General features: G+C 63.7%; 18 protein-coding genes, 1 tRNA gene and 1 pseudogene. 12 read left to right on the plus strand and 8 right to left on the minus strand.

Annotated features, from left to right (window positions below):
• Positions 1 to 18: 18 nt before the first annotated feature.
• Positions 19 to 945 (minus strand): LysR family transcriptional regulator, encoded by a 927-nt coding sequence (locus BraRD5C2_RS36095; protein ID WP_308444480.1) that lies wholly within the window; start codon positions 943 to 945, stop codon positions 19 to 21.
• 122 nt (positions 946 to 1,067) lie between these two features.
• On the opposite strand from BraRD5C2_RS36095, the gene BraRD5C2_RS36100 reads away from it, so the two are divergent.
• Both BraRD5C2_RS36100 and BraRD5C2_RS36105 read left to right on the plus strand, forming a co-directional pair.
• The gene (locus BraRD5C2_RS36100) at positions 1,068 to 2,423 is read left to right on the plus strand and encodes an MFS transporter (RefSeq protein WP_223976622.1); all 1,356 of its coding nucleotides are present in this window, start codon (positions 1,068 to 1,070) and stop codon (positions 2,421 to 2,423) included.
• Between the two features lie 32 nt (positions 2,424 to 2,455).
• Positions 2,456 to 3,700, plus strand: coding sequence for a metal-dependent hydrolase family protein (locus tag BraRD5C2_RS36105; protein ID WP_223976624.1), 1,245 nt, complete (start codon positions 2,456 to 2,458; stop codon positions 3,698 to 3,700).
• Between the two features lie 173 nt (positions 3,701 to 3,873).
• On the opposite strand, the gene BraRD5C2_RS36110 is transcribed toward BraRD5C2_RS36105, so the two are convergent.
• Positions 3,874 to 4,038, minus strand: coding sequence for a hypothetical protein (locus tag BraRD5C2_RS36110; RefSeq protein WP_223976625.1), 165 nt, complete (start codon positions 4,036 to 4,038; stop codon positions 3,874 to 3,876).
• Here BraRD5C2_RS36110 and BraRD5C2_RS36115 point away from each other — a divergent pair.
• Positions 4,037 to 5,233 carry an adenylate/guanylate cyclase domain-containing protein gene (locus tag BraRD5C2_RS36115; RefSeq protein WP_223976628.1) on the plus strand — a complete coding sequence of 399 codons (1,197 nt, stop codon included), beginning with the start codon at positions 4,037 to 4,039 and terminating at the stop codon, positions 5,231 to 5,233. The genes BraRD5C2_RS36110 and BraRD5C2_RS36115 overlap by 2 nt on opposite strands.
• 6 nt (positions 5,234 to 5,239) lie before the next feature.
• Here the strand turns inward: BraRD5C2_RS36115 and BraRD5C2_RS36120 are convergent, their stop codons facing one another.
• Positions 5,240 to 6,553: a chloride channel protein gene (locus BraRD5C2_RS36120; RefSeq protein WP_223976630.1), complete on the minus strand. Its 1,314-nt coding sequence runs from the start codon at positions 6,551 to 6,553 to the stop codon at positions 5,240 to 5,242.
• Between the two features lie 167 nt (positions 6,554 to 6,720).
• A complete protein-coding gene (locus BraRD5C2_RS36125) occupies positions 6,721 to 7,116 on the minus strand; it encodes an NUDIX hydrolase (protein ID WP_163159328.1) in 396 nt (131 codons plus the stop codon).
• 444 nt (positions 7,117 to 7,560) lie between these two features.
• On the opposite strand from BraRD5C2_RS36125, the gene BraRD5C2_RS36130 reads away from it, so the two are divergent.
• Both BraRD5C2_RS36130 and BraRD5C2_RS36135 read left to right on the plus strand, forming a co-directional pair.
• Positions 7,561 to 7,857, plus strand: a complete 297-nt coding sequence (locus BraRD5C2_RS36130; protein ID WP_223976632.1) for a hypothetical protein — start codon at positions 7,561 to 7,563, stop codon at positions 7,855 to 7,857.
• Between the two features lie 155 nt (positions 7,858 to 8,012).
• Complete coding sequence (locus BraRD5C2_RS36135; RefSeq protein WP_223976633.1) at positions 8,013 to 8,240, plus strand: hypothetical protein; 228 nt, start codon at positions 8,013 to 8,015, stop codon at positions 8,238 to 8,240.
• 68 nt (positions 8,241 to 8,308) lie between these two features.
• Here the strand turns inward: BraRD5C2_RS36135 and BraRD5C2_RS36140 are convergent, their stop codons facing one another.
• Together BraRD5C2_RS36140 and BraRD5C2_RS39790 are read right to left on the minus strand one after the other, a co-directional pair.
• Positions 8,309 to 8,635 carry a VOC family protein gene (locus BraRD5C2_RS36140; RefSeq protein ID WP_223976635.1) on the minus strand — a complete coding sequence of 109 codons (327 nt, stop codon included), beginning with the start codon at positions 8,633 to 8,635 and terminating at the stop codon, positions 8,309 to 8,311.
• Positions 8,571 to 9,071 (minus strand): MerR family transcriptional regulator, encoded by a 501-nt coding sequence (locus tag BraRD5C2_RS39790; protein ID WP_223976637.1) that lies wholly within the window; start codon positions 9,069 to 9,071, stop codon positions 8,571 to 8,573. Before BraRD5C2_RS39790 ends, BraRD5C2_RS36140 begins: the two co-directional genes overlap by 65 nt.
• Before the next feature lie 299 nt (positions 9,072 to 9,370).
• Between BraRD5C2_RS39790 and BraRD5C2_RS36150 the strand changes: the two genes are divergently transcribed.
• Both BraRD5C2_RS36150 and BraRD5C2_RS36155 read left to right on the plus strand, forming a co-directional pair.
• On the plus strand, positions 9,371 to 10,171 hold the full coding sequence (locus tag BraRD5C2_RS36150) for a lytic murein transglycosylase (protein WP_223976639.1): 801 nt from the start codon (positions 9,371 to 9,373) through the stop codon (positions 10,169 to 10,171).
• 100 nt (positions 10,172 to 10,271) lie between these two features.
• Entirely contained in the window at positions 10,272 to 10,679 is a 408-nt protein-coding gene (locus BraRD5C2_RS36155) for a hypothetical protein (protein ID WP_223976641.1), read from the plus strand.
• Positions 10,680 to 10,700: 21 nt separating this feature from the next.
• Here the strand turns inward: BraRD5C2_RS36155 and BraRD5C2_RS36160 are convergent, their stop codons facing one another.
• Positions 10,701 to 11,087, minus strand: a complete 387-nt coding sequence (locus tag BraRD5C2_RS36160) for a YciI family protein (RefSeq protein ID WP_223976643.1) — start codon at positions 11,085 to 11,087, stop codon at positions 10,701 to 10,703.
• Positions 11,088 to 11,591: 504 nt separating this feature from the next.
• On the opposite strand from BraRD5C2_RS36160, the gene BraRD5C2_RS36165 reads away from it, so the two are divergent.
• The 3 genes from BraRD5C2_RS36165 to BraRD5C2_RS36175 all read left to right on the plus strand — a co-directional run bounded on the left by BraRD5C2_RS36165 (position 11,592) and on the right by BraRD5C2_RS36175 (position 13,403).
• A tRNA-Gly gene (locus BraRD5C2_RS36165) sits at positions 11,592 to 11,665 on the plus strand.
• A gap of 262 nt (positions 11,666 to 11,927) precedes the next feature.
• On the plus strand, positions 11,928 to 12,533 hold the full coding sequence (locus BraRD5C2_RS36170; protein WP_223976645.1) for a hypothetical protein: 606 nt from the start codon (positions 11,928 to 11,930) through the stop codon (positions 12,531 to 12,533).
• Between the two features lie 87 nt (positions 12,534 to 12,620).
• Positions 12,621 to 13,403: an alpha/beta fold hydrolase gene (locus BraRD5C2_RS36175; RefSeq protein ID WP_223976647.1), complete on the plus strand. Its 783-nt coding sequence runs from the start codon at positions 12,621 to 12,623 to the stop codon at positions 13,401 to 13,403.
• Between the two features lie 93 nt (positions 13,404 to 13,496).
• Here BraRD5C2_RS36175 and BraRD5C2_RS36180 read toward each other — a convergent pair whose 3' ends face one another.
• Complete coding sequence (locus BraRD5C2_RS36180) at positions 13,497 to 13,745, minus strand: hypothetical protein (RefSeq protein WP_223976649.1); 249 nt, start codon at positions 13,743 to 13,745, stop codon at positions 13,497 to 13,499.
• A gap of 386 nt (positions 13,746 to 14,131) precedes the next feature.
• On the opposite strand from BraRD5C2_RS36180, the gene BraRD5C2_RS36185 reads away from it, so the two are divergent.
• Both BraRD5C2_RS36185 and BraRD5C2_RS36190 read left to right on the plus strand, forming a co-directional pair.
• Positions 14,132 to 15,454, plus strand: a complete 1,323-nt coding sequence (locus tag BraRD5C2_RS36185; RefSeq protein ID WP_223976652.1) for an autotransporter strand-loop-strand O-heptosyltransferase — start codon at positions 14,132 to 14,134, stop codon at positions 15,452 to 15,454.
• Positions 15,455 to 15,534: 80 nt separating this feature from the next.
• Positions 15,535 to 19,989 (plus strand): annotated as a pseudogene (locus BraRD5C2_RS36190) (hypothetical protein); the annotation flags it as partial.

Genomic DNA, 19,989 nt, shown 5'->3' on the forward strand with positions numbered 1-19,989 from the left:
GGCACGTCGTGCGCCGGTTCACTCCATGCGCGCGAACAGCTCCACCAGCGTCTCGCGCAGCCAGCGCTGCGCGGGGACGGTGTCGTTGCGCTGATGCCAGAACAGGCTGACGATGCGCGGCGGCGCCGGCAGTGGCACCGGCACCGCATGCAGATGGGGCGCGTGGCGGGACTGTGCGCTGAGGTCGCGCGGCAGCACCGCGATCAGGTCGGACTGGCGGACGATCTCGTAGGCGGCGTTGTAGTGATTGACTGTCGTGACCAGATTGCGTGACAGCCCGCGAGAGGCGAGGAACTGGTCGTAGGTCGGCAGCGTCTTGCCGGCGAGGCTGACATCGACATGCTTGGCGTTGAGGAAGCTGCGGGCGCTGAGCCGCTTCCTGTTCGCCAGCGGATGATCCCGACGCATCGTGCAGGCATATTCGACGGTCCATAGCGAGCGTGAGCGGATCGCGGCCGGCGGCTGCTGCGCCTCGTTGACATAGACGCTCAGCACGCAATCGACCCGGTTGTCCTCGAGCCGGTCGCCGATCTCCAGGATGGTGTTGGGCAAGGTGTGGATACGCGCGGACGGCGCGATTTCGCCGAAGCGGTTGATGAGCCGCGGCATCACCAGCGAGGACACGTAGTCCGACATCGACAGGCTGAACTCGGCCTCGGTGCGCCGCGGATCGAAGGCGTCCTCGTCGAGTGCGTGGCGGACGTGCTCCAGCGCGTCGCCGATCGGCTGCCACAGCGCCACCGCGCGCTGCGTCGGGCGGATCCCGCTGGCTGATCGTACGAACAGGGGATCGCCGAGCGCGTCGCGTAACCTCGCCAGCGCGTTGCTGACGGCGGGCTGGGTCATCGTCAGCGCGCTCGCGGCGCGGGTGACGCTGCCCTCGGTCATCAGCGCCTCGAAGACTTTCAGGAGGTTAAGGTCGAGCGTTCGGAAGGACACGAGCAATATTCACAATGGTGATGTGCCAGATAACAATTATAAATTATTCCCATAATATTGATTTGTCTATCATTCCCCCGGACTGACCTCGCGGCGCGTGCCGACCGCGGGGCGGAGGGGGCTATTTCATGTCGATTATTTCGGCGCGCATCGAGCGCCTGCCGTTCGCGCGTTTCCATGTGCACCTGCTGCTGATGGGCGGCCTGGGCTATCTGTTCGACGCGATGGATGCCGCCGTATTGGCGTTCATCCTGCCGGTGCTGCGCACCGCCTGGGGGCTCAGCAATGTCGAAACCGGCGTGCTCGGCAGCAGCACTTTCGTCGGCTATCTGTTCGGCGCGCTGCTCGCGGGGACGCTGGGTGACCTGATCGGCCGCCGTGCGGTGATGATGTCGGCGCTGGCGCTCTACAGCGTGGCCTCGCTGGTGAGTGCGACAGTGGATAGCTGGCCCGCGTTCTTCGCCGCGCGCGTCGTCGCCGGCATGGGCACCGGTGCGGAAAGCGCGATCATCGCGCCATATCTCGCGGAATTCGTGGCGCGGCGTTACCGCGGCGCCTTCACCGGCGCGCTCGCCGGCTTCTTCTCGTTCGGCTTCGTCGCCGCCGCCTTGCTCGGCTATTTCATCGTGCCTGCCTACGAGAACGGCTGGCGCATCGTGCTCGTCATCACCGCCATCCCTGTCGTGATGCTGCTGTGGTGGCGGAGGTGGCTGCCGGAATCGCCACGCTGGCTGGAAAGCCGCGGCAGGGTGCAGGAAGCCGAAGCGGTGCTCGACAAGGTCGAGGCGAGCTTCGCGCGCGAGGGCCGCGTGCTGCCGGCTCCGGTCGCCGAGCCCGCTGCGCCTGCCGTATCGTCGGGAACGCTGCTGAGCAATTTTGCGGCGCTGCTGGCCGGCCGCCAGGCGCGGATCACCACCATGACCTGGATCATGTGGCTGTCGATCACGTTCAGCTATTATTCGTTCTTCGTCTGGATTCCCGGGCTGCTGGTCCAGAACGGCATGAGCATCACCAAGAGTTTCGGCTATTCGCTGGCGATGTATTGCGCGCAGGTGCCCGGCTATTTCACCGCCGCTTTCTTCAACGAGCGGATCGGCCGGCAGTCCACGATCGCGACCTACATGATCCTCGGCGGCGCCAGCGCGCTAGGGCTCGCCTTTGCCGCGAGCGACGGGCAGATCATGACGGCTGGCCTGCTGCTGTCGTTCTTCATGAACGGCACCTATGCCGGCGTCTATGCCTACACGGCCGAAGTGTTTCCGACGGCGATCAGGACCACGGGGGCAGGGCTCGCGTCCGCGATCGGCCGCATCGGCGCGATCATTGCGCCGATCCTGGTCGGCTACCTCTATCCGAACTTTGGTTTCGCCGGCGTGTTCGGCGTCACCACGTCCGTGCTGTTGATTGGCGCCGTCACCGTCCTCTTGATGGGCGTGCCGACACGCGGCCGTTCGCTGGAAGACATCGCAAGCGAAGCCGCGTGATCGCGCAGGCTGCATCCTGACCGGAGACCACTATGCCTACCATCCTCTTCAAGAATGCCGCGCTGCTCGATCCGCTGCGGTCCGATCTGCTCGAAGGGCACCACGTGCTGGTCGAGGATCGCCTGATCAAGGAGGTGTCCGACCGGCCGATCGAGGCCTCGGCCGATCGCGTCGTCGACCTCAAGGGCAAGACCCTGATGCCCGGCCTGATCGACCTGCATGTCCACGCGGTCGCGGTCGAGCTCGACCTGTCGCAGCAGGCGCGGATGGCCAACGTGCTGGTGACGCTGCGCTCGACCATGCTGCTGCGGGGCATGCTGAAGCGCGGCTTCACCACCGTCCGCGATGCCGGCGGCGCCGGCTATGCGCTCAAGCAGGCGATCGACACCGGCCTGACCGACGGTCCGAGGCTGTTTGTGTCCGGCCGCGCGCTGAGCCAGACCGGCGGGCATGGCGACGGGCGCGCCCGCTCGGACTATCTGGCCGACCCGACCTGCTCATGCTGCGTGCGGGTCGGCGCGATCGCGCGCGTCGTCGACGGCGTCGATGCGGTGCGCAAGGCGGTGCGCGAGGAGCTGCAGATGGGCGCCGACCAGATCAAGATCATGGCGTCGGGCGGCGTTGCATCACCCACCGACCCGATCGGCGCGTTCGGCTATTCCGAGGACGAGATCCGCGCCATCGTCGCGGAAGCGAAGGCGCGCCACACCTATGTGCTGGCGCACGCCTACACCGCGGAAGCGATCGAGCGCGCGGTGCGTTGCGGCGTGCGCACCATCGAGCACGGCAATCTGGTCGACCTTCCGACCGCGCGGCTGATGGCGGAGCAGGGCGCTTACGCGGTGCCGACGCTCGTCACCTATGAGGCGCTGGCCACCGAAGGCGCTAAGTACGGCCTGCCGGCGGCGAGTGTCGCCAAGGTCGCCGACGCGCGCGACGCCGGCTTGCGCTCGCTCGCGATCTACCGCGAGGCCGGCGTCAAGATGGGGTACGGCAGCGATCTGCTCGGACCGTCGCAGCGCTTGCAGAGCGACGAGTTCCGGATCCGCGCCGAATTGCTGGGCCCGCAGGCGGTGATTGCGAGCGCGACCATTATCGGCGCCGAGGTGCTCGGCATGGAAGGCAAGCTCGGCCGCATCGCGCCGGAGGCTTTCGCCGACCTGCTGGTAGTAGAGGGCAATCCGCTGCGCGATGTCACCTGCCTGCTTGGGCAGGGCGAGCACATCCCGCTGGTCATGAAGGCCGGCAAGGCTGAGGTCGACCGGCTGGGCGGATAGGCTCCACTTGACCTCGCCCCGCGTGCGGGGAGGGCGAGCGTGCGTCTGAATGATTTCGGAATTTTGGAAATCTATCCGTGAGTTGCCCGACGTGTCAAGTAGCCTGGTCGAGCGCTGGCCACCGCCGGCTACTTTGCATGGGGTTGTTTTCGATATTTTGGCAACCCGTTCCTTTACGCTCTCGCCGTCACCACACCACGCGGAGGCCCGCGGTGCCCTTCGAGCGGCTCGGGCAGCCCGACTAGCTCGATCACGATACCGCTGGCGGCGTTGACGTGGCCGGGCGGAAGCACGACATACCGGTTGCCGACCCCACCCGCCGCTCCGGAGCCAGCCATGAACGCGCCCAACATCGATTCCGTCCCGTCGCAGTCCGACGGCGACGTTGTGAGCTGGTTGACCAACCAGACGCGCGACCAGCGCTTCATCGACAACATCTTCGCCGAGCTCTGCATCCGGCTGCAGGGCGCGGGCATTCCGCTGAAGCGGGCGACGATGAATCTCCTGATCCAGCATCCGCAATGGCTCGGCGCCCGGATCATCTGGGCCGATGGCAAGCGTGAAGCCGAGATCACGCGGGTCGACTACGATGTCCAGCAGCGCTCGGAATATATCGGCAGTCCGGTCCACGAAATCCATCAGGGTGCCGACGAGGTGCGCGAGAAGCTCGAACGTGACCCGTCACAGGGCCGCAAGCACGCGCTCTATGACGACATGCGCGCGCAGGGCTTGACCGACTATGTGGCCTGGGCGCTGCTGCACACGCTCGGCAAGCGGCATGTCGTGACCTTCGCGACCGATCGTGCCGGCGGTTTCGATGACGTCCACATCGCCGAGCTGCGGAAGGTGCTGCCGGTGCTGGCGCTGGTCAGCGAGATCCGGATGAAGAACCGCTTGGCGCGGACTCTGCTCGAGACCTATGTCGGGTCGCATGCCGGCGAGATGATCCTGGCCGGCGCGACGCGGCGGGGCAGCGGCACCACGGTGCGCGCCGCGATCATGATCTGCGACTTGCGGGATTTCACCCGGATCTCGGATAGCTGGCCGCGCGATGACGTCATCGATCTCCTGAACGACTATTTCGACGCGATGTCGGAGCCGATTACGCGGCATGGCGGGGAAATCCTGAAATTCATCGGCGACGGCCTGCTCGCGATTTTCCCGCTCAGCGATCCCAAGGCCTGCGCCAACCTGCTGCATGCCGTGTCCGAGGCGCGCGAGGCGATGGCGGCGCTCGGCGAACGGAACGGCATGATGGGCCGGGCGCCGATGAATTACGGCATCGGCGTCCATGTCGGCGACGTCATGTACGGCAATATCGGATCGCGCACCCGGCTCGACTTCACCGTGATCGGTCCCGCCGTGAACATGGCCTCGCGGCTCGAAACCCTGACCAAGCAGCTGAAGAAGACCGTGCTGCTGTCCCGCGCCTTCGCCGATCTGGTCGAGCACGATTTCGCGCTCGAGCATGTCGGCGAGCATGCGGTGCGCGGCTTCAGCGAGCCGATCGAGTTGTTTGCCTATAGCGGCTGAAGAATCTCAGGTCGGTGTCGTCGTCTGCGCCGGCGCAGCCCGATCGATGAATCCCTTGGCGAGGGCGTGGTAGACGCCCTCCTTGCAGATCAGGCGCGAACTCGCATGCGCAATCAGGGCTGCGGCCATCAGCGGCACCACCATGGCGTGATTGTCAGTCATCTCGGTGACGATCACGAAGGCCGTAATCGGGGCCTGAACCACGCCGGCGAAATATGAGACCATGCCGAGCAGCATGATGGCCGGCAGCGGCGCGCCGTGGAACAGCGGTGCGATGTTGGAGCCGAGCCCGGCGCCGACCGCGAGCGAGGGCGCGAAGATGCCGCCCGGCATGCCGCTGATCGAGGCAAAAGTGGTGGCGAGGAATTTCCAGACGCTGAAGCTCGCGGGCAATTGTGATCCGGCTTCAAGCGCGGCTTTGACCTGCTGATATCCTGTGCCGTAGATCGCGCCGTCGGAAGCGATCCCGCAAATCGCCGCCGCGAATCCGCAGATCGCGGCAAAGCCGACCGGATAGCGCTTGATCTTGCGTCCGACCGGATTGGCAAATCCGCGCGCCATTGCGATCAGGATGCGGCTGAACAGGCCGCCTGCCAGGCCTCCGGCCACGCCGCAGAGCGGCACCGCGAGCCAGTCGGTGCCGTTGCGCAGCGCCGTCGCGCTGGTGCCAAAATAAGTGTAGTTGCCCATCAGGGCGAGCGACGTCAGGCCGGCGGCGATGACCGCGCCGATGATCAGGCTGGAGGTTCGCGTCTCGAAGGCGCGGCTCATCTCCTCGATGCCGAACACGATCCCGGCCAGCGGGGTGTTGAAGGCGGCCGCGACGCCCGCCGCCGCACCGGCGAGGATCAAGCCCGGTTGACGCCGGGGCGAGAAGCGGCCGAGCGCAAACATGATCGACGCGCCGATCTGCACCGTCGGTCCCTCGCGCCCCACCGATGCGCCGCACAGCAGGCCGAACAACGTCAGCAGGACCTTGCCGGCGGCAATGCGCAGCGAAACCAGGCTTTCGCGCGCGGTCTGGTCGGTCAGATGGCGTGCGGCGATGGCCTGCGGGATGCCGCTTCCCTGTGCGTTCTGAAAGAAGCGGTTGGTCAGGAAGACGGACAGCGCGAAGCCTGCGGGCGTCACCACCAGCGAGGCGTAGCGGAGATGCGACACCAGTGCGGAGAAGGCGATCTGCGCCAGATCCGCGAGCTGTGCGAGCGCGACGGCCGCCGCACCGACCGCAATGCCGCCCAGCAGGAAGATGGCCCGGCGCTGCCAACGCGCGGAAACGATTCTGAACAGCCGCCTCTGGCGGTTGGAGGGGAAGCCCATTCTGACGCAATTCCGGCTGATGTCGTGTCCGGTCCGGACGGATCACATCATTCCTAGCACGCGTCGATGGCGGGCGAAGCTCAACAAATCAGCAAGGCATGCCCGCGCAGCCGCCAAATGCCCCAAGATGAAATCTGTGATTTTCCGCGCAGCAGATATCCCGCCGCCTATCGCCGGCGCCGCTGCTTCCTTGGAAACAGCCGATCGCGGATGTAGCGCGAGGTCGCCGTCAGGCGAAGTCCCCGCGGCTTCTGCCAGGCGGCACGGTCGATCTCCTTCTTGTCGCCGATCGCCAGCCGTCCCTTGGCGTTCTTGGCGATGAAGATCGCATCGCTCATCTTGCGGCCGGAACGCTTGTTCTTGGCCGTCACTTCCTTCCACAGGCTGAGCCTGCCGAGCTTGAGCTTCGGCAGCTCTTCCTTGATCTCACGCTTCAGGCAATCCTTGCCGGTCTCGCGCGCACGCCTGCGCCCGCCGGGGAACATCCACAGCCCGTCAGATCGACGTCGGACCAGAAGGACCTTGCCGCGCTTGGCGGCAACCAGTTTGGAAGACTTCGTCATGTACTGCGCAATGATCGAAACAGAATCGACCCCATTCTAATTTGTCTATTTGAGTAGACAAGTTCCAAGGGCGAATTGTTCCACAGTCATGTGTCGGCGGTTTGTCTGCCGCGGAAGGCCTGAGCACTGAGGAAATCCTGACGATGCGCATCTTCGTGAGGAGGCCGCAGAAGAAGGGGCCGCCGGCTGTGACGGTCTGCCGCGGCTTCCCTGCGGACGCCTGCACACGTTCGCCGTGACCCCGTACGTTCGTCCGTGGTTCTCTGGTCTCGCTTCATCGAACATCCTCACGTTGAGCTCATGAAAAAAGTGATCCTCCCGGTTCCCGCAGCAGGAACCGGGGCATCGCTTCGATGACAAAAATCCACGACAGGTAGGCTCCGCCGCTTGACTGTATGTTCTTGTTTTGTTCTAATTGCCTTCCACCGCGAATAGGAGGCCGCCATGGACAACCGCATCAACGAAATTCGTAGGCAGATCAGGGCGCTGCGCGTCAGCATGCTCGAGGCTGAGGCGATCATGCGACAGCAGATCAATCGGGATGAGGACTGTGCCTTCGTTGCCGGCGACCTGCTGAAGATGCGTCTGGTGATGAGCCGTCTGCTCGAAGAGCGGGGCACGCTGGGCGACCGCGAGCCGATCATCGTGCATGCGAGCGTCGCTCCGCGCCGCCGCGCCGCGACGCCGATCTTTCTGCGCGTGGCGAAGCGGGAGCTTGCCGCCGGCGAAACGCGTGCCTGATGACGGCCCGAGGATGCAGCGGCTGCGCGCCGAGTTGCGCGAGCTCGACGCATCCGTGAACCGGCTCAGGCAGGCCGGACGCGATAGTGCATCGGCGCAGCTTCTGCTGTCGCGCAAGCGCGCCGAGCTGGAGGACGTGATCTGCCGGAGGAAAGATGAGAGAGCCGCTTCGGTATTTCCACGACAGCGATGATCATGCGGCCTGGATCAAGGCGCTGGCCGAGGTCCGGCACATGGCGACGCGGGAAGGCTGGTGCTTTCACCACGTGCAGGCGATCATCGTGGCGATCGACCAGTATGCGGAGGCCGCGCTCGGCAACCGCGAATTCTTCCTCAACCGCCCGCAGACCGTTGGCCCGCTGCGGCGAGGCGAGGTGCCGTAGCGGGCGACATCGCGTGCGGCATTTCGCGAGCCGGCGCTGCCGTCATCACGGCCGTGCGGCTGACGTGCTCAAGGCAGCGCATCGGCGGGATGCTTGTCGCGATGCTCGACATATTCGACGCGGGTCTGGTCCGGATGCAGCACCAGCATGTTGCGGCCGGTCGGGACCTGTTTGGGGGCCTCGAGTATCGTAGCGCCGACGCCGGGGAGATGGGCGGCGAATGCGTCGATGTCATCGACCAGAAACGTCAGATGCGTCGCCGTGAACGGCTTCAGGCTCTGTTCCGTCCCTGCAATGAACAGGATCGAGGCGACCTGCGCCAGCCTGAGATCATATTCGCGATAGTCGAAGCGAAGGCGCGCCGTCTGGCCGATCAGGGCTTCGTGGAAGGCCACGGCCTCGTCGAGGCCCTCGAGCGGCAGATAACGTCTCGCCAGGATATTGAGTATCTTCATCGCCAGGTCCTGATGTTCTGATGTTGCTGCGACCGCCATCCGGTCCGGCCAGACGACGCGACAAGGCGCGCCGCCGCTTGCGCAGCGCTGCGATCGCCCGATCGATCTGATCGAGCTTCTCCTGCATCACTGCGGAGCAGTTCACGCGCGCGCCGCGCCGGCCGTCTGCAAGCGCGGTCAGGAGATTGCGAAGCTCGCGGGTCGAGAAGCCCGCGGCGATGAGGTCTCTCACCCACGCGGCCCGCTCGATCTCCGACGCGGCGTAGCTTCGATAGCCGTTCGAATTCCGGCGCGGCACGATCAGGCCAGCCTCCTCGTAGTGCCGAAGCGTCCGTGCACTCACTCCAAGATGGTGTGCCGCCTCCTGAATCCGCATCGCGATCTCCTGTCGAGGATCGGCCTAGCACCTTCTCATTAGCGTCAATGTCAAGCGCCGTGTTGCGGCGCTCGCGGGCGCCGCCGCTGAACTCCGTCGATCCGCCGGGACGGACGCAGGGGCCAAATGTCCCGGCCTGCCTGATGTGGCCGGGATGGCCAATCCGCCGCCGGCGACATATCGTGACGGTCCGCGGCCGAATCTGCGGCGGATCGTTCATCGCCGGGTCATCTACATCAGGCCATCGTCAGCGCCGCGCCCGCGAGGGGCGGCGGCACATTTTTCGGAGGAGGATTCGGATGATCAGGGGCTGGCAGATTGCGACGTCGGCGCTCGCCATCGTCGTGATGGTTGCAACGCTGGGCGCAGAAGCGAACGCGGCGCAGTGCGGCAACGGACCCGGCGGATTCGAAGCCTGGAAGGAGCAGTTTGCCGGCGAGGCGAGGGCCAAGGGCGTCGGCGCCACTGCGATCCATGCGTTGATGCAGGCACATTACGCCAGCGCGACGATCGCCGCGGATCGCGGCCAGCGCAGCTTTGGCCTGTCGCTCGAGCAGTTCATGGCCAAGCGGGGATCTGCGACCATCGTGGCGCGCGGCCGTTCGCTGAAGCAGTCGCAGGCGGCGCTGTTCGCCTCGATCCAGCAGCGCTATGGCGTGCCGCCGGGACCGCTGATCGCGATCTGGGGCATGGAGAGCGGCTTCGGCAGCCAGCGCGGCAACCAGAACATGCTGTCGTCGATCGCGACGCTTGCCTATGACTGCCGCCGTCCGGAGTTCTTCACCGATCAGCTCTATGCCGCATTGAAGCTGATCGACCGCGGCAGTTTGTCCGGCAGCACGCGCGGCTCGATGCATGGCGAAATCGGCCAGACCCAGTTCATGCCGAAGAACGTCCTCGCCTATGGCACCGGCAATCTCGACGTCGCCGCCAACGCGCTGAACTCGACGGCGAACTTCCTGCGCGCCAATGGCTGGCGCGCCGGCGCCGGCTATCAGCCCGGGGAACCCAATTTCGCGGCGATCGAGGCGTGGAACGCGGCGGGGGTCTATCAGAAGGCGATCGCTATCATGGGACGGCAGATCGACGGCGGCCAATGAGCGCAGGGCCAAGTTCCTTCACTCCAGGTTCCTTCACCGCCTGTTAACGCAACGGTGCCCAGATCGTTGCGGTGAAACGGAGCGAGTGGAGACAGGCTCCATGCTCAAGAACGGCACCTATGCGGCGTGGTTTCGAACGTCGCTCGCTGACGGCACCGGCATCGTGCACGTGGCCGATGGCAGGCTGTGGGGCAGCGACGCCATCATGCTCTACAGCGGCACCTATGAGGTGGACGGCGAGCGCTTCTCCGCCGTCCTCACCACCAGGCGGCATTCCGATGGTCATGCGACCGTGTTCGGCACCGACGATCTCGTGGTGCGGCTCGAGGGTATCTTCAGCGGCGCGATCGCGACCTGCACGGGCAGGGCCGATGCCGTGCCCGATCTCGCCTTCGAGGTGACGCTGATGCCGAGCCACGAGGCGACACCCGAGCCGCCGGCGGATCTGCCGCTGCCGAAATTCGATCCGAGCAAGCTGCCGAAATTGCCGAAACGCTCGAGCCGTTGAGCAGCTCTCCAGGCGCGCGCTCTAGGCGTCGCTTGGGCCCGCGGTTTCCGGAAACGGTGCGCCGGGGGTATAGCGCTTCAGCGCGCGGATCTCGTAGACCGCCGACGGGTTGACACTGCGCAGGTCGCGCGCCGCGGCGATCGCTTCCGCTTCATCGGCGCAATCGATCACGTAGAAGCCGAGCAGCTGCTCCTTGGTCTCCGAGAACGGGCCGTCGACCACCATGCCGTGGCCGGGCCCGCGCAGGGTGCTGGCGTTGCGGGTCTCGCCGAGCCGTGCAGCCGGGCCGAGCCGCCCTTTCAGCCGTTGATGGACCTCGCGCAGACCCGCCATGACGGCGGCGTCCTCATCGGCGCTCCACGACTTGACCTCGGCTTCGACGTGATAGGCCAGGATGGCATAAAGCATCTGGTAAGTTCCTCATTTCTGATGCGACAGGCCCAAGGACGGCCCAAAGCCCGCCGCGCCGACATTTCATGTGTAGCGGACCGGCCGGTTTTTGTGCTGCGACAAGGTATCCCGCCGGCGGCATGGCGGAGGCGAGTGGCGCGGCCCGGACAACCAAAAAGGCGCGGCGGAACCGCTTCCGCCGCGCCCCCGGATTTGTTGTCTCGCTGGTCCAGGGCTGAGAGCGCCCCGATTGCCAGGCTGATTACTCAGCGCCTAGCGGGCGATCCCAGCGAGGTGACAGCGCTTGAGACAAGACACTAGATCACCTCCTTTCTTTGTTGATGGGACCAGCAATATAGGTGGCGAATCTGCCGCTGTTAAGGCCGTCGTCCGTCTCATTCCGGCCCATTCCAGCCAGGAACCGGCCCGATCGCGCGGACATAGTCTCGTTTACCGGCGCAATAAGGACGCCCGCCGAGGCAGTTGAGACGGCCGTCCGGCCGTGTTAGGTGATCGCTCGATGCGGGTGTAGCTCAATGGTAGAGCAGCAGCCTTCCAAGCTGAATACGAGGGTTCGATTCCCTTCACCCGCTCCAATACGCAGCCGTACCCCGGCCCCGCGACGCGCAGTTCGTCCCGCAGCAGCAGCGAAGCAGCGGGCTCTCGGCTACGAACTTGCGCTGTTCCCAAATCGGCTTTACAGTTCATGAAGGTGTCGAAGGGGCGCCTTCCCGCGCAAGAGGCTCTCACCCTTCAGTAGTTCGTTTCCCGTTGCTTCGAATGGCATCGGGGCTACGACAATGACTCGACCCTTTGTTCGGCCACAGCGGGAAGGCCGAATCTCTACGGAGGGTTGTTGTGCCTTTATCTCCATCAAAAGAAAATGCGCTTGCGTCGTCTCAAGTCGCCGCGAGCGAACTCCTGCGCGAAGTCAAGATCCGCGCGCGACTCCGCCTGAATGATCTGGCCAATCAAGTACCAGATGCGATGTTCTATGCGCGCTGGATTTCGAGGAAGCGACGTTGGGCTTTGCCAGTGTCCTGGAAGCTTGCGCACGCCCTGAATATCGTTTCCACGGAACTTGGATTTCAGGATTGGGCGCACGCTCGCCGTGTGCTTGAGGGGCGAGCCCAACTATCCGACGACCTCGGCGGCCTCTGGTACGATCTTCGTTGTCAATTCCTGCTCAACAGCTGGTTTTCAACCTATGCTGACGCCCGCTCTTTCTGCCGCCAAGGTGGCGAGCGGTTTCTATTCCCATTCGCAAAGCAGGTCGTCGTTGGCGACGATAATTTCGTGCGAATGCTAGGGCTGGATCCCTCGTCATCGCTCTGGAAGGAGACGGGGAACGATCTGGTCGCAAGTTATGGCACCCACGCCTGGCGCGCTCTTTGCGCGGCCCGCCTCGCAGCGACCCGAGGTCGTTTGCCGATTGGTCGTACGCCGACAGCGCGCAATCTTTGACCTGAGCGAGACGGCTGCCGCCGACACGGCTTGAGACGCCTACGCGCTCAGCCCGAGATCAACCATATCTGAAAGAAACGAAGAAACATGCCTGCACATTTCGCGATGTCAGACGACGGAACTCGCATTGCCTATGAAAAGACTGGCTCAGGTCCAGTTGTGGTGCTTTTGCACGGTGGGGCTCAGTCTCGCCAAACGTGGCAAGATGCTGGCTACGTGGATAGGTTGAGTTCGGACTTCACCGTCGTGGCCATGGACCTTCGAGGTCACGGTGAAAGCGACAAGCCGACTAGAGTTGAGGCATACGGCATCGACCGCCACTGCCAAGACATTCTGTCTGTTGCCGATCACGCGGGTATCGAACGATTCGCGCTTTGGGGGTACTCTTTCGGAGCAAATACTGGCCGCTATCTTGCGGCCAAATCGGAGCGCGTAACATGGTTCGTCATGGTCGGTGTGCCGTTTGGTCCCGGCGCTTCCGGCGACTTCCGCCGCACGGTGACGGGTGTTCGGGATCGCTGGATACCGATTCTGCGCGCGCAAGACGAGGGGACACTCGATCTGGAGTCGCTTACTCACCCCGAGCGCGCCTATCTTCAGAGCGCCCGTGCGCAGCACGAAGTTCCGTGGCTTACCGCCATACTCGACTGGGACGAAATCGTTCCGGCGCAACTGCTCTGTCCAATGCTTTGGATCGTCGGCGGGAAAAATCCGGTTGCACTGGAAAGTGCCCGGAGCATCGAGCCCGCCTTGGCGAACTCCAAGGTGTTGTTATGCACGATCGACGGACTGACACATGACATGGAAATGAGCGACATCGATAATGTCTTGCCGCGCATCCAGGGTTTCATCAGAAATACCCGCGGGTGAGGGGCGCATGTCGCACAAAAATGCCGGGGCGCGCTGATGCCAAATTCGGATGACCTCGTCAGCAACCAGAGGCTTTGGGTGCGCGTCCTGTCGCTATTTTTCATCGGCGCCAGCGTGTTGGGTGGAAGTGTCCTGTTTGGCCTCGTCGTCGTGATAGAGGCAGTGCGCCATCGACCTGGTCGATGACCATTGGCCCTCCTTCATCAGCCGCGTTTCGGTGAGGTCGGACGTGCTCGCCTCGGTGGTCCCGCCATGCCGGCCAAACGACGTGAAGGTCAGCTCGGGACGCAAACCGGCGGCCAGAATGACTTTGTTCGAAATGCGCTCGACTTGAGTCCGCATCTCGCGCTTGCTGCTCCAGGGCGCTGGCTGGATCGCGCGAACGAAATCACACGCGCCTCTCCTTTCTAGGGAACCCTAAATCAGTTCCCCGGAGCCAGCTTCTCTCGTGTGAATGATCAGAAGCTTGTCTGCATCCAAATCGGGGCGAAATTTGCGTATTGGCCTTTGCCAACTGGCCGCGATCGTGATCGCCAGGTTCGTTGTCACGGACAGGGCAGACTTCGCCCGAGGCAAGCTGGAGCGGCGCTGGAATTGCAGCTCATGGTTGAATGTGGTCCTGCTTCTGCGATTCCGGAGCAGCCCCGAGGAGGTACTCGCCAAGGTTTCGTGACGAGGTTATCAATCTCGCATACCTTTTCTGTGTATTTCAGTGCAGGGGTCTTTTCGTGAATGCGATTACCGTTGCGCCGGCGATCGCGCTGAAACGCCCGGCGGACCATTTGCCGGAACAACCCAACGTCATCGTTGATCGTTCGATCGACGCCGCGCCGGTCAAACCGGAGGTTGTTTCGTCGAATGCCGAGGCCCCGAAATCCGCCTATCCTGCGGCCGCCAAATTGCCCACCCAGGTCGGTCCAAGAGGATTGCAATTCGACTTCAATGACGGCGCGCGAATTGTTTGCCCTCATGGCGAGCAGCCCTGGAAGGTGAGGATTCGGGATCTCGACACAGGCAACGTGTTGTTCGAAACGGAATTCGCCGGCGGCTATGTCAACAGCAGCAAGCGCTACTACATCCGTTTCGGAATGGAAGTTTCCCAGCAGGGCGAATCCGTCCTTCATCATGAATACTCGGCGAAAGATCGCGCTGTCCTGATCCAGTTTCCGGTCGGGACGCTCGGCGATACAATTGGATGGTTTCCCTATGCCGTGAAATTCAAGGACAAGCACGGTTGCAAGCTGAGCTGCGCCATGGGGGCGCCGCTGATCGAACTGTTCCGCGACGCCTATCCCGACATCGAGTTCATCACGCACGAAGAAGTAAAGCCGGAGCGATATTACGCGACCTACAGCGTCGGACTGTTTTTCGACGACAAGGATTGCGTCTATCAGCCGACCGATTTTCGCCATGTCGGGCTACATCGGACCGCGGGTTACATTCTGGGCGTCGATCCGACAGAGCAACCACCGCGCATCGCCGTCAAGGATGACAACAGGCCGATTGCCGAGCCCTATGTGTGCATCGCGGTTCAGAGCACCACGCAAAGCAAATATTGGAATAATCCCCATGGTTGGCGCGAGATCGTCAATTTCCTGAAGGCGGCCGGCTACCGGGTGGTCTGTATCGACCAGAAGGCCACTCACGGCACTCAGTTGATCTGGAACCACATTCCGAACGGTGCCGAGGATGAGACCGGCGACAAGCCGCTCGCCGAGCGATTTCGTTACCTCAAGCATGCTGACTTTTTCATTGGTCTGTCGAGCGGCCTGTCGTGGCTTGCATGGGCAACGGGAACGCCGGTCATCATGATCAGCGGGTTCACCCATCCGACCAACGAATTTGAAACGCCTTACCGCATTGTCAATTTTCACGCGTGCAACAGTTGCTGGAACGATCCGCGGGTGCGTTTCGACCACAAGGATTTTCTGTGGTGTCCGCGGCATGCAAATTCACCGCGACAATTTGAATGCACGCGGCTGATTACGGCCGATCACGTAAAGCAGGTTATTCAGCGCATACCGGGATTTCCGGTCGGCGCCAGAGCGTAGTCCGTAAAGCATATCGACGCGGACGGGCATCGATGCCCGAAACCGGCAAATGAATTTTATTCTGGCCTAGAGGCAAAGCCATGCAGACGATTTCCAGCGGCGTTACCGTTACAGTGTCTTCTGGCACAGAATCCGACGATACCGTCCTGGCTGGCGGCACGCTCATCATTGAGTCCGCGGGCAGCGCCACTGGAACGACCGTGTCCGGCGGCTCCGAGGTGATTTCGAGCGGTGGTGTCGACAGCGGCGCCACTATTCTGTCCGGCGGCAGCCAGACTATCTCCAGCGGCGGTCTCGGCGTCTCGGCCACCGTGTATGGAGGCGGCACGATCAACGTTTCCTCAGGCGGTGCAGCGTCGTTCCTTACTGTGTCGTCGGGCGGCACGCTGAACGTTGCCGGAACGGTGACAAGCCACGTTGAGGTCTTTTCGAACGGCCTTGTTGTGATTGCTTCCGGCGGCATCGAGACGGGGACTCCGGGCAGCGACGAGACGATTGTGTCGGGTGGCACGGTCAGCGTGACCTCGGGCGGCCAGCTCTCCTTCTTCACGGTCAGGAGTGGCGGCCTCGTCACGGCCGACTTTGGCGCGACGATCCACGACTTCGGCGTCAGCAGTGGCGGCATCCTCAATCTCGCAGGTTCTCAGACCAGCAACTCGGAGGTCTTCGCCGGCGGCACCGAGAATGTCTTTTCGGGAGGCAACGCGCAGAACTTCGATGTGTCGGGGGGCACGCTGAACGTGCTCTCCGGCGGCAATGCGCAGTCCTTTACGGTGTCGGGAGGCTCGCTCAATGTCCTCTCCGGAGGCCAGTCCGAGTTCTTCACCCTGTCGTCCGGAGCCTCGGCCAGCGTCGCAACCGGCGGCACCGTTCACGATCTGACCATATCGAACGGAGCAACGCTCAGCCTTCTGGGTACGGCGACGAACTTCGTGTTCGTTGGGGGCGGCGCCACGTTGAACGTCTCTGCCGGCGGTGCCCTCAGCGGATCATTGGATCCATCCGCCCAACCAACGGTCACCGTCGTCGGCACGGTGAATGCATCCGCGGGCGCCTCCGTCAGCTATGTTGCCGTGAACAGCGGCGGCGACCTGAACTTGCAGGCCGGCGCGTCCGCGCATGACATCAATGTGAATAGCGGTGGTCAATTCAATCTCGCGGGGAGCACGACCAGTAACATCAACATCCACGACGGTGGCCTGGAAACCGTTTCCTCCGGAGGAGCCGAGAACGGCGCCAATGTCTTCGGCGGCGGTGAGCTCGATGTCCTTTCCGGCGGATCGGCAAACGGCACGATGGTCAATGGTGGTCTGCTGAAGCTGTTCTCAGGCGGGACCCTCAGTGGCGTTTCGGTCAATTTCGGCGCCGTAGAACTGGTTAGCGGAGCGTCCGTTTCGCAGCTTTCCAACACCACTTTTGGTAGCGGTACCGAGCTTGAGGTGGGGCCTGGCGCTGTCGTGAGCGGCTATTCGGTGGGTAGTGGCCCGATCCTCGAGGTTCTGTCGGGCGGCTCAACCTCCGCCATCACTGTCAGCGCGAATGGAACGGAGATCGTGCTTGCGGGCGGCACGGCCCTGGGCACCATCGTTGGCAGTGGCGGCTTCATGCAAGTCGGCATTCCGTCGTTCCAGGGATCGGGTGGTTCGGCGGGTGGAACCGCGAGCAATGCGACCGTGGCGGGCGGTCAGCTCGATGTGAACTCCGGTGGCCTTGCGGTGTCCACCACGATTTCCGACAACGGCGGCGCACAAGTCACCTCGGGCGGTGCAGTATCCGGAACGACGATCTCCAACTCCGGCGGCATGACCGTCCTGAGCGGCGGCACGGCGGCCGACACGACGGTGCTGAGCGGCGGCTACTTCCAGCTCGGATCGTTCAACGGTAGTGCCTCGGCCGGTGGCAGCGCGACGCGCACGATCCTGTCTGGCGGCTTCGAGGCCGTCTTCAGTGGTGGCGTCGATTCCGGCGCCACGATTCTGTCGGGTGGCAATCAGGTGGTTTCCTCTGGTGGCGTCACCATTGGCGCCACGATCTCAAGCGGCGGCGTGTTGAATGTGTCGGCCGGCGGTTCGGCCGCAGCGCAAGTTTCAAGCGGAGGTGTTGAGGATGTTTCGTCTGGCGGCCTGACGTTCAACACTGCGGTCTTCGGCGGCGGCGCCTTGAATGTTTCCGCCGGCGCGACGGCGCACGACGTCACCCTGTCGGGTGGAACGCTCAATCTTGGCGGCACCGTCACCAGCAACGTTTTCATCTCGAGCGGCGGCATAGAAAACGTGCTGGTGGGAGGATTGGTCTCGGCATCCTCCAACGGTGTAGGGACGACGGTTTCGGCCGGCGGCATCCTTAACGTGATGGGGACCACGTCCAACATGGTGGTGGTGTCCAGCGGCGGCGTCGAGAACGTCTCGTCCGGTGGCGTCATCCAGGGCACCATCAGCGGCGCGGCCAGTGCGGGAACATTCATTGCGGCCGGCGGAACGCTCAACCTCCTGGCCGGAGGCTCGGCCAGCATGATCAACGTGGCCGGCACGCTCAACGTGCAGGGCAAGATCACCAGCAATGTCACCATTCAGAGCGGCGGCCACGAAATCGTCTCTGCTGGTGGCTCCGTCACCGGCGTCACCGGTTCGGGGACCGTCATTTCCGGGCTGGTCGACGTTCTCTCCGGCGCGTCTTTCGAATATGCGACAATCTTCAATGGTGGTGACCTGAATGTCTCGTCCGGCGCGACCGCGGACCATATCTCGGTCTCGAGTGGCGGCATCTTCAACGTCGGCGGCACGGTTCTGAGCAATGTCTCGGTCTTTGCCGGCGGCATCGAGAACGTACTCTCCGGAGGCGTGGTTACCGGTGTGACCGGCTCCGGAACCGGGATTTCGGGCGGCACCGTCAACGTGTCGTCGGGAGGTGCAATCGACCACACGACCGTCATCAGCGGTGGCGTGCTGAACATTAAATCTGGAGCCGCGGCGCACGACATCGCGGTGTCGAGCGGCGGTGCGCTCAACGTTGCCGGCGCGGTGACGAGCAACGTCGCGGTCTTTGCGGGCGGCACGGAAGTTGTTTCCTCGGGCGGCTCCACAGGGCCGGTCACGATCTCCGGCGGCGTGGTCGAACTGCGGGCGGGCAGCATCGCGAACGGCGGCATCACCTTCAGCGGGTCCGGCGGTCAGCTCAAGATCGATGGCACCTCCCTGGCCGGCACGACGATCAGCAGTCTGGTGCTGGGCGACAGCATCGATCTCGCAGGCCTCAATTTCGTATCGGGTGGGTCGGCGACCTTGCAGGCCGGTAACATCCTGCACGTCACCGAGGGGGCATCCACCTTCAATCTGCAGCTTGATGCGATACCCGGCGTGCGGTTCAGCGTCAGCGCGGATTCCGGCACCGGAACGCTGGTCACGACACGTGCCGATATCGCGCCGGTCACGTCAGCGTCCAACATCCATGCAGGCTCTGGCCAGACCTCCGTGCTGGCTTCCAGCCTCTTTACGGTGTCGGACGCCGATGGCGATCCGATCACCCAATACGCGTTCTGGGACACCGGCGGCAACGGCCACTGGGTGGTGAATGGTGTCGCCCAGGCGGCCAACACCGAGATCGATGTTGCCGCGGCGAACCTGTCGCAGGTGAGCTACGTCTTCGGTCCAAACGGATCGACTGATACCCTTCGCGTTCGAGGCAATGACGGCACGGTTTGGGGCGACTGGACTCAATTTACGGCCAAGGCATTTGGCGACAACGCGCCAACCGTGAACGCAGTCAACGTGACTGCGGCGCACGGCCAGACGTCGATTGCTGCATCGAGCCTGTTCACGGTGACCGATCTGGACGGCGACACGATGACCCAGTACGCGTTCTGGGACACCCAAGGTAACGGACATTGGGCCATCAACGGCGTCGTCCAGGCCACCAACGCCGAGATCGATGTTTCGGCGGCGAACCTGTCGCAGGTGAGCTACGTGTTCGGCCCCGGCGGTTCGACATCAGATACGCTCTGGGTGAAGGCCAATGACGGTATCTTGTGGAGCGCCTGGCAGAGCTTCACGGCGTCGCCGGGTCCCGACACGGCTCCGGTGGTGACGGCACCGAACGTAACCGCCAATCACGGGCAGTTCTCGGTTCTCGCCTCGAGCCTGTTCTCGGTCAGCGATGCCGAGCACGACACGATCACCCAGTACGCGCTCTGGGACACGCAAGGTAACGGACATTGGGCCATCAACGGCGTCGTCCAGGCCACCAACGCCGAGATCGATGTTTCAGCGGCGAACCTGTCGCAGGTGAGCTACGTGTTCGGCCCCGGCGGTTCGACGCCCGATACGCTCTGGGTGAGGGCCAATGACGGCAGCATGTGGGGCGCCTGGCAGAGCTTTACGGCAACACCGGGCCCCGACACGGCCCCGGTGGTGACGGCACCGAACGTGACCGCAGTTCATGGGCAGACGTCGGCGCTCGCCTCGAGCCTGTTCTCGGTCAGCGATGCCGAGCACGACACGATCACCCAATACGCGCTCTGGGACACGCAAGGTAACGGA

Origin of the sequence: Bradyrhizobium sp. RD5-C2 (assembly GCF_019972155.1) — a bacterium.
In the GTDB taxonomy this organism is placed as follows: domain Bacteria; phylum Pseudomonadota; class Alphaproteobacteria; order Rhizobiales; family Xanthobacteraceae; genus Bradyrhizobium.

Coding starts and splice junctions, on each gene's coding strand:
- BraRD5C2_RS36100 (WP_223976622.1), top strand. CDS start 1,068: ATGTCGATTATTTCGGCGCGCATCGAGCGCCTGCCGTTCGCGCGTTTC.
- BraRD5C2_RS36105 (WP_223976624.1), top strand. CDS start 2,456: ATGCCTACCATCCTCTTCAAGAATGCCGCGCTGCTCGATCCGCTGCGG.
- BraRD5C2_RS36115 (WP_223976628.1), top strand. CDS start 4,037: ATGAACGCGCCCAACATCGATTCCGTCCCGTCGCAGTCCGACGGCGAC.
- BraRD5C2_RS36110 (WP_223976625.1), bottom strand. CDS start 4,038: ATGGCTGGCTCCGGAGCGGCGGGTGGGGTCGGCAACCGGTATGTCGTG.
- BraRD5C2_RS36120 (WP_223976630.1), bottom strand. CDS start 6,553: ATGGGCTTCCCCTCCAACCGCCAGAGGCGGCTGTTCAGAATCGTTTCC.
- BraRD5C2_RS36125 (WP_163159328.1), bottom strand. CDS start 7,116: ATGACGAAGTCTTCCAAACTGGTTGCCGCCAAGCGCGGCAAGGTCCTT.
- BraRD5C2_RS36130 (WP_223976632.1), top strand. CDS start 7,561: ATGGACAACCGCATCAACGAAATTCGTAGGCAGATCAGGGCGCTGCGC.
- BraRD5C2_RS36135 (WP_223976633.1), top strand. CDS start 8,013: ATGAGAGAGCCGCTTCGGTATTTCCACGACAGCGATGATCATGCGGCC.
- BraRD5C2_RS39790 (WP_223976637.1), bottom strand. CDS start 9,071: ATGCGGATTCAGGAGGCGGCACACCATCTTGGAGTGAGTGCACGGACG.
- BraRD5C2_RS36150 (WP_223976639.1), top strand. CDS start 9,371: ATGATCAGGGGCTGGCAGATTGCGACGTCGGCGCTCGCCATCGTCGTG.
- BraRD5C2_RS36155 (WP_223976641.1), top strand. CDS start 10,272: ATGCTCAAGAACGGCACCTATGCGGCGTGGTTTCGAACGTCGCTCGCT.
- BraRD5C2_RS36160 (WP_223976643.1), bottom strand. CDS start 11,087: ATGCTTTATGCCATCCTGGCCTATCACGTCGAAGCCGAGGTCAAGTCG.
- BraRD5C2_RS36175 (WP_223976647.1), top strand. CDS start 12,621: ATGCCTGCACATTTCGCGATGTCAGACGACGGAACTCGCATTGCCTAT.
- BraRD5C2_RS36180 (WP_223976649.1), bottom strand. CDS start 13,745: ATGCGGACTCAAGTCGAGCGCATTTCGAACAAAGTCATTCTGGCCGCC.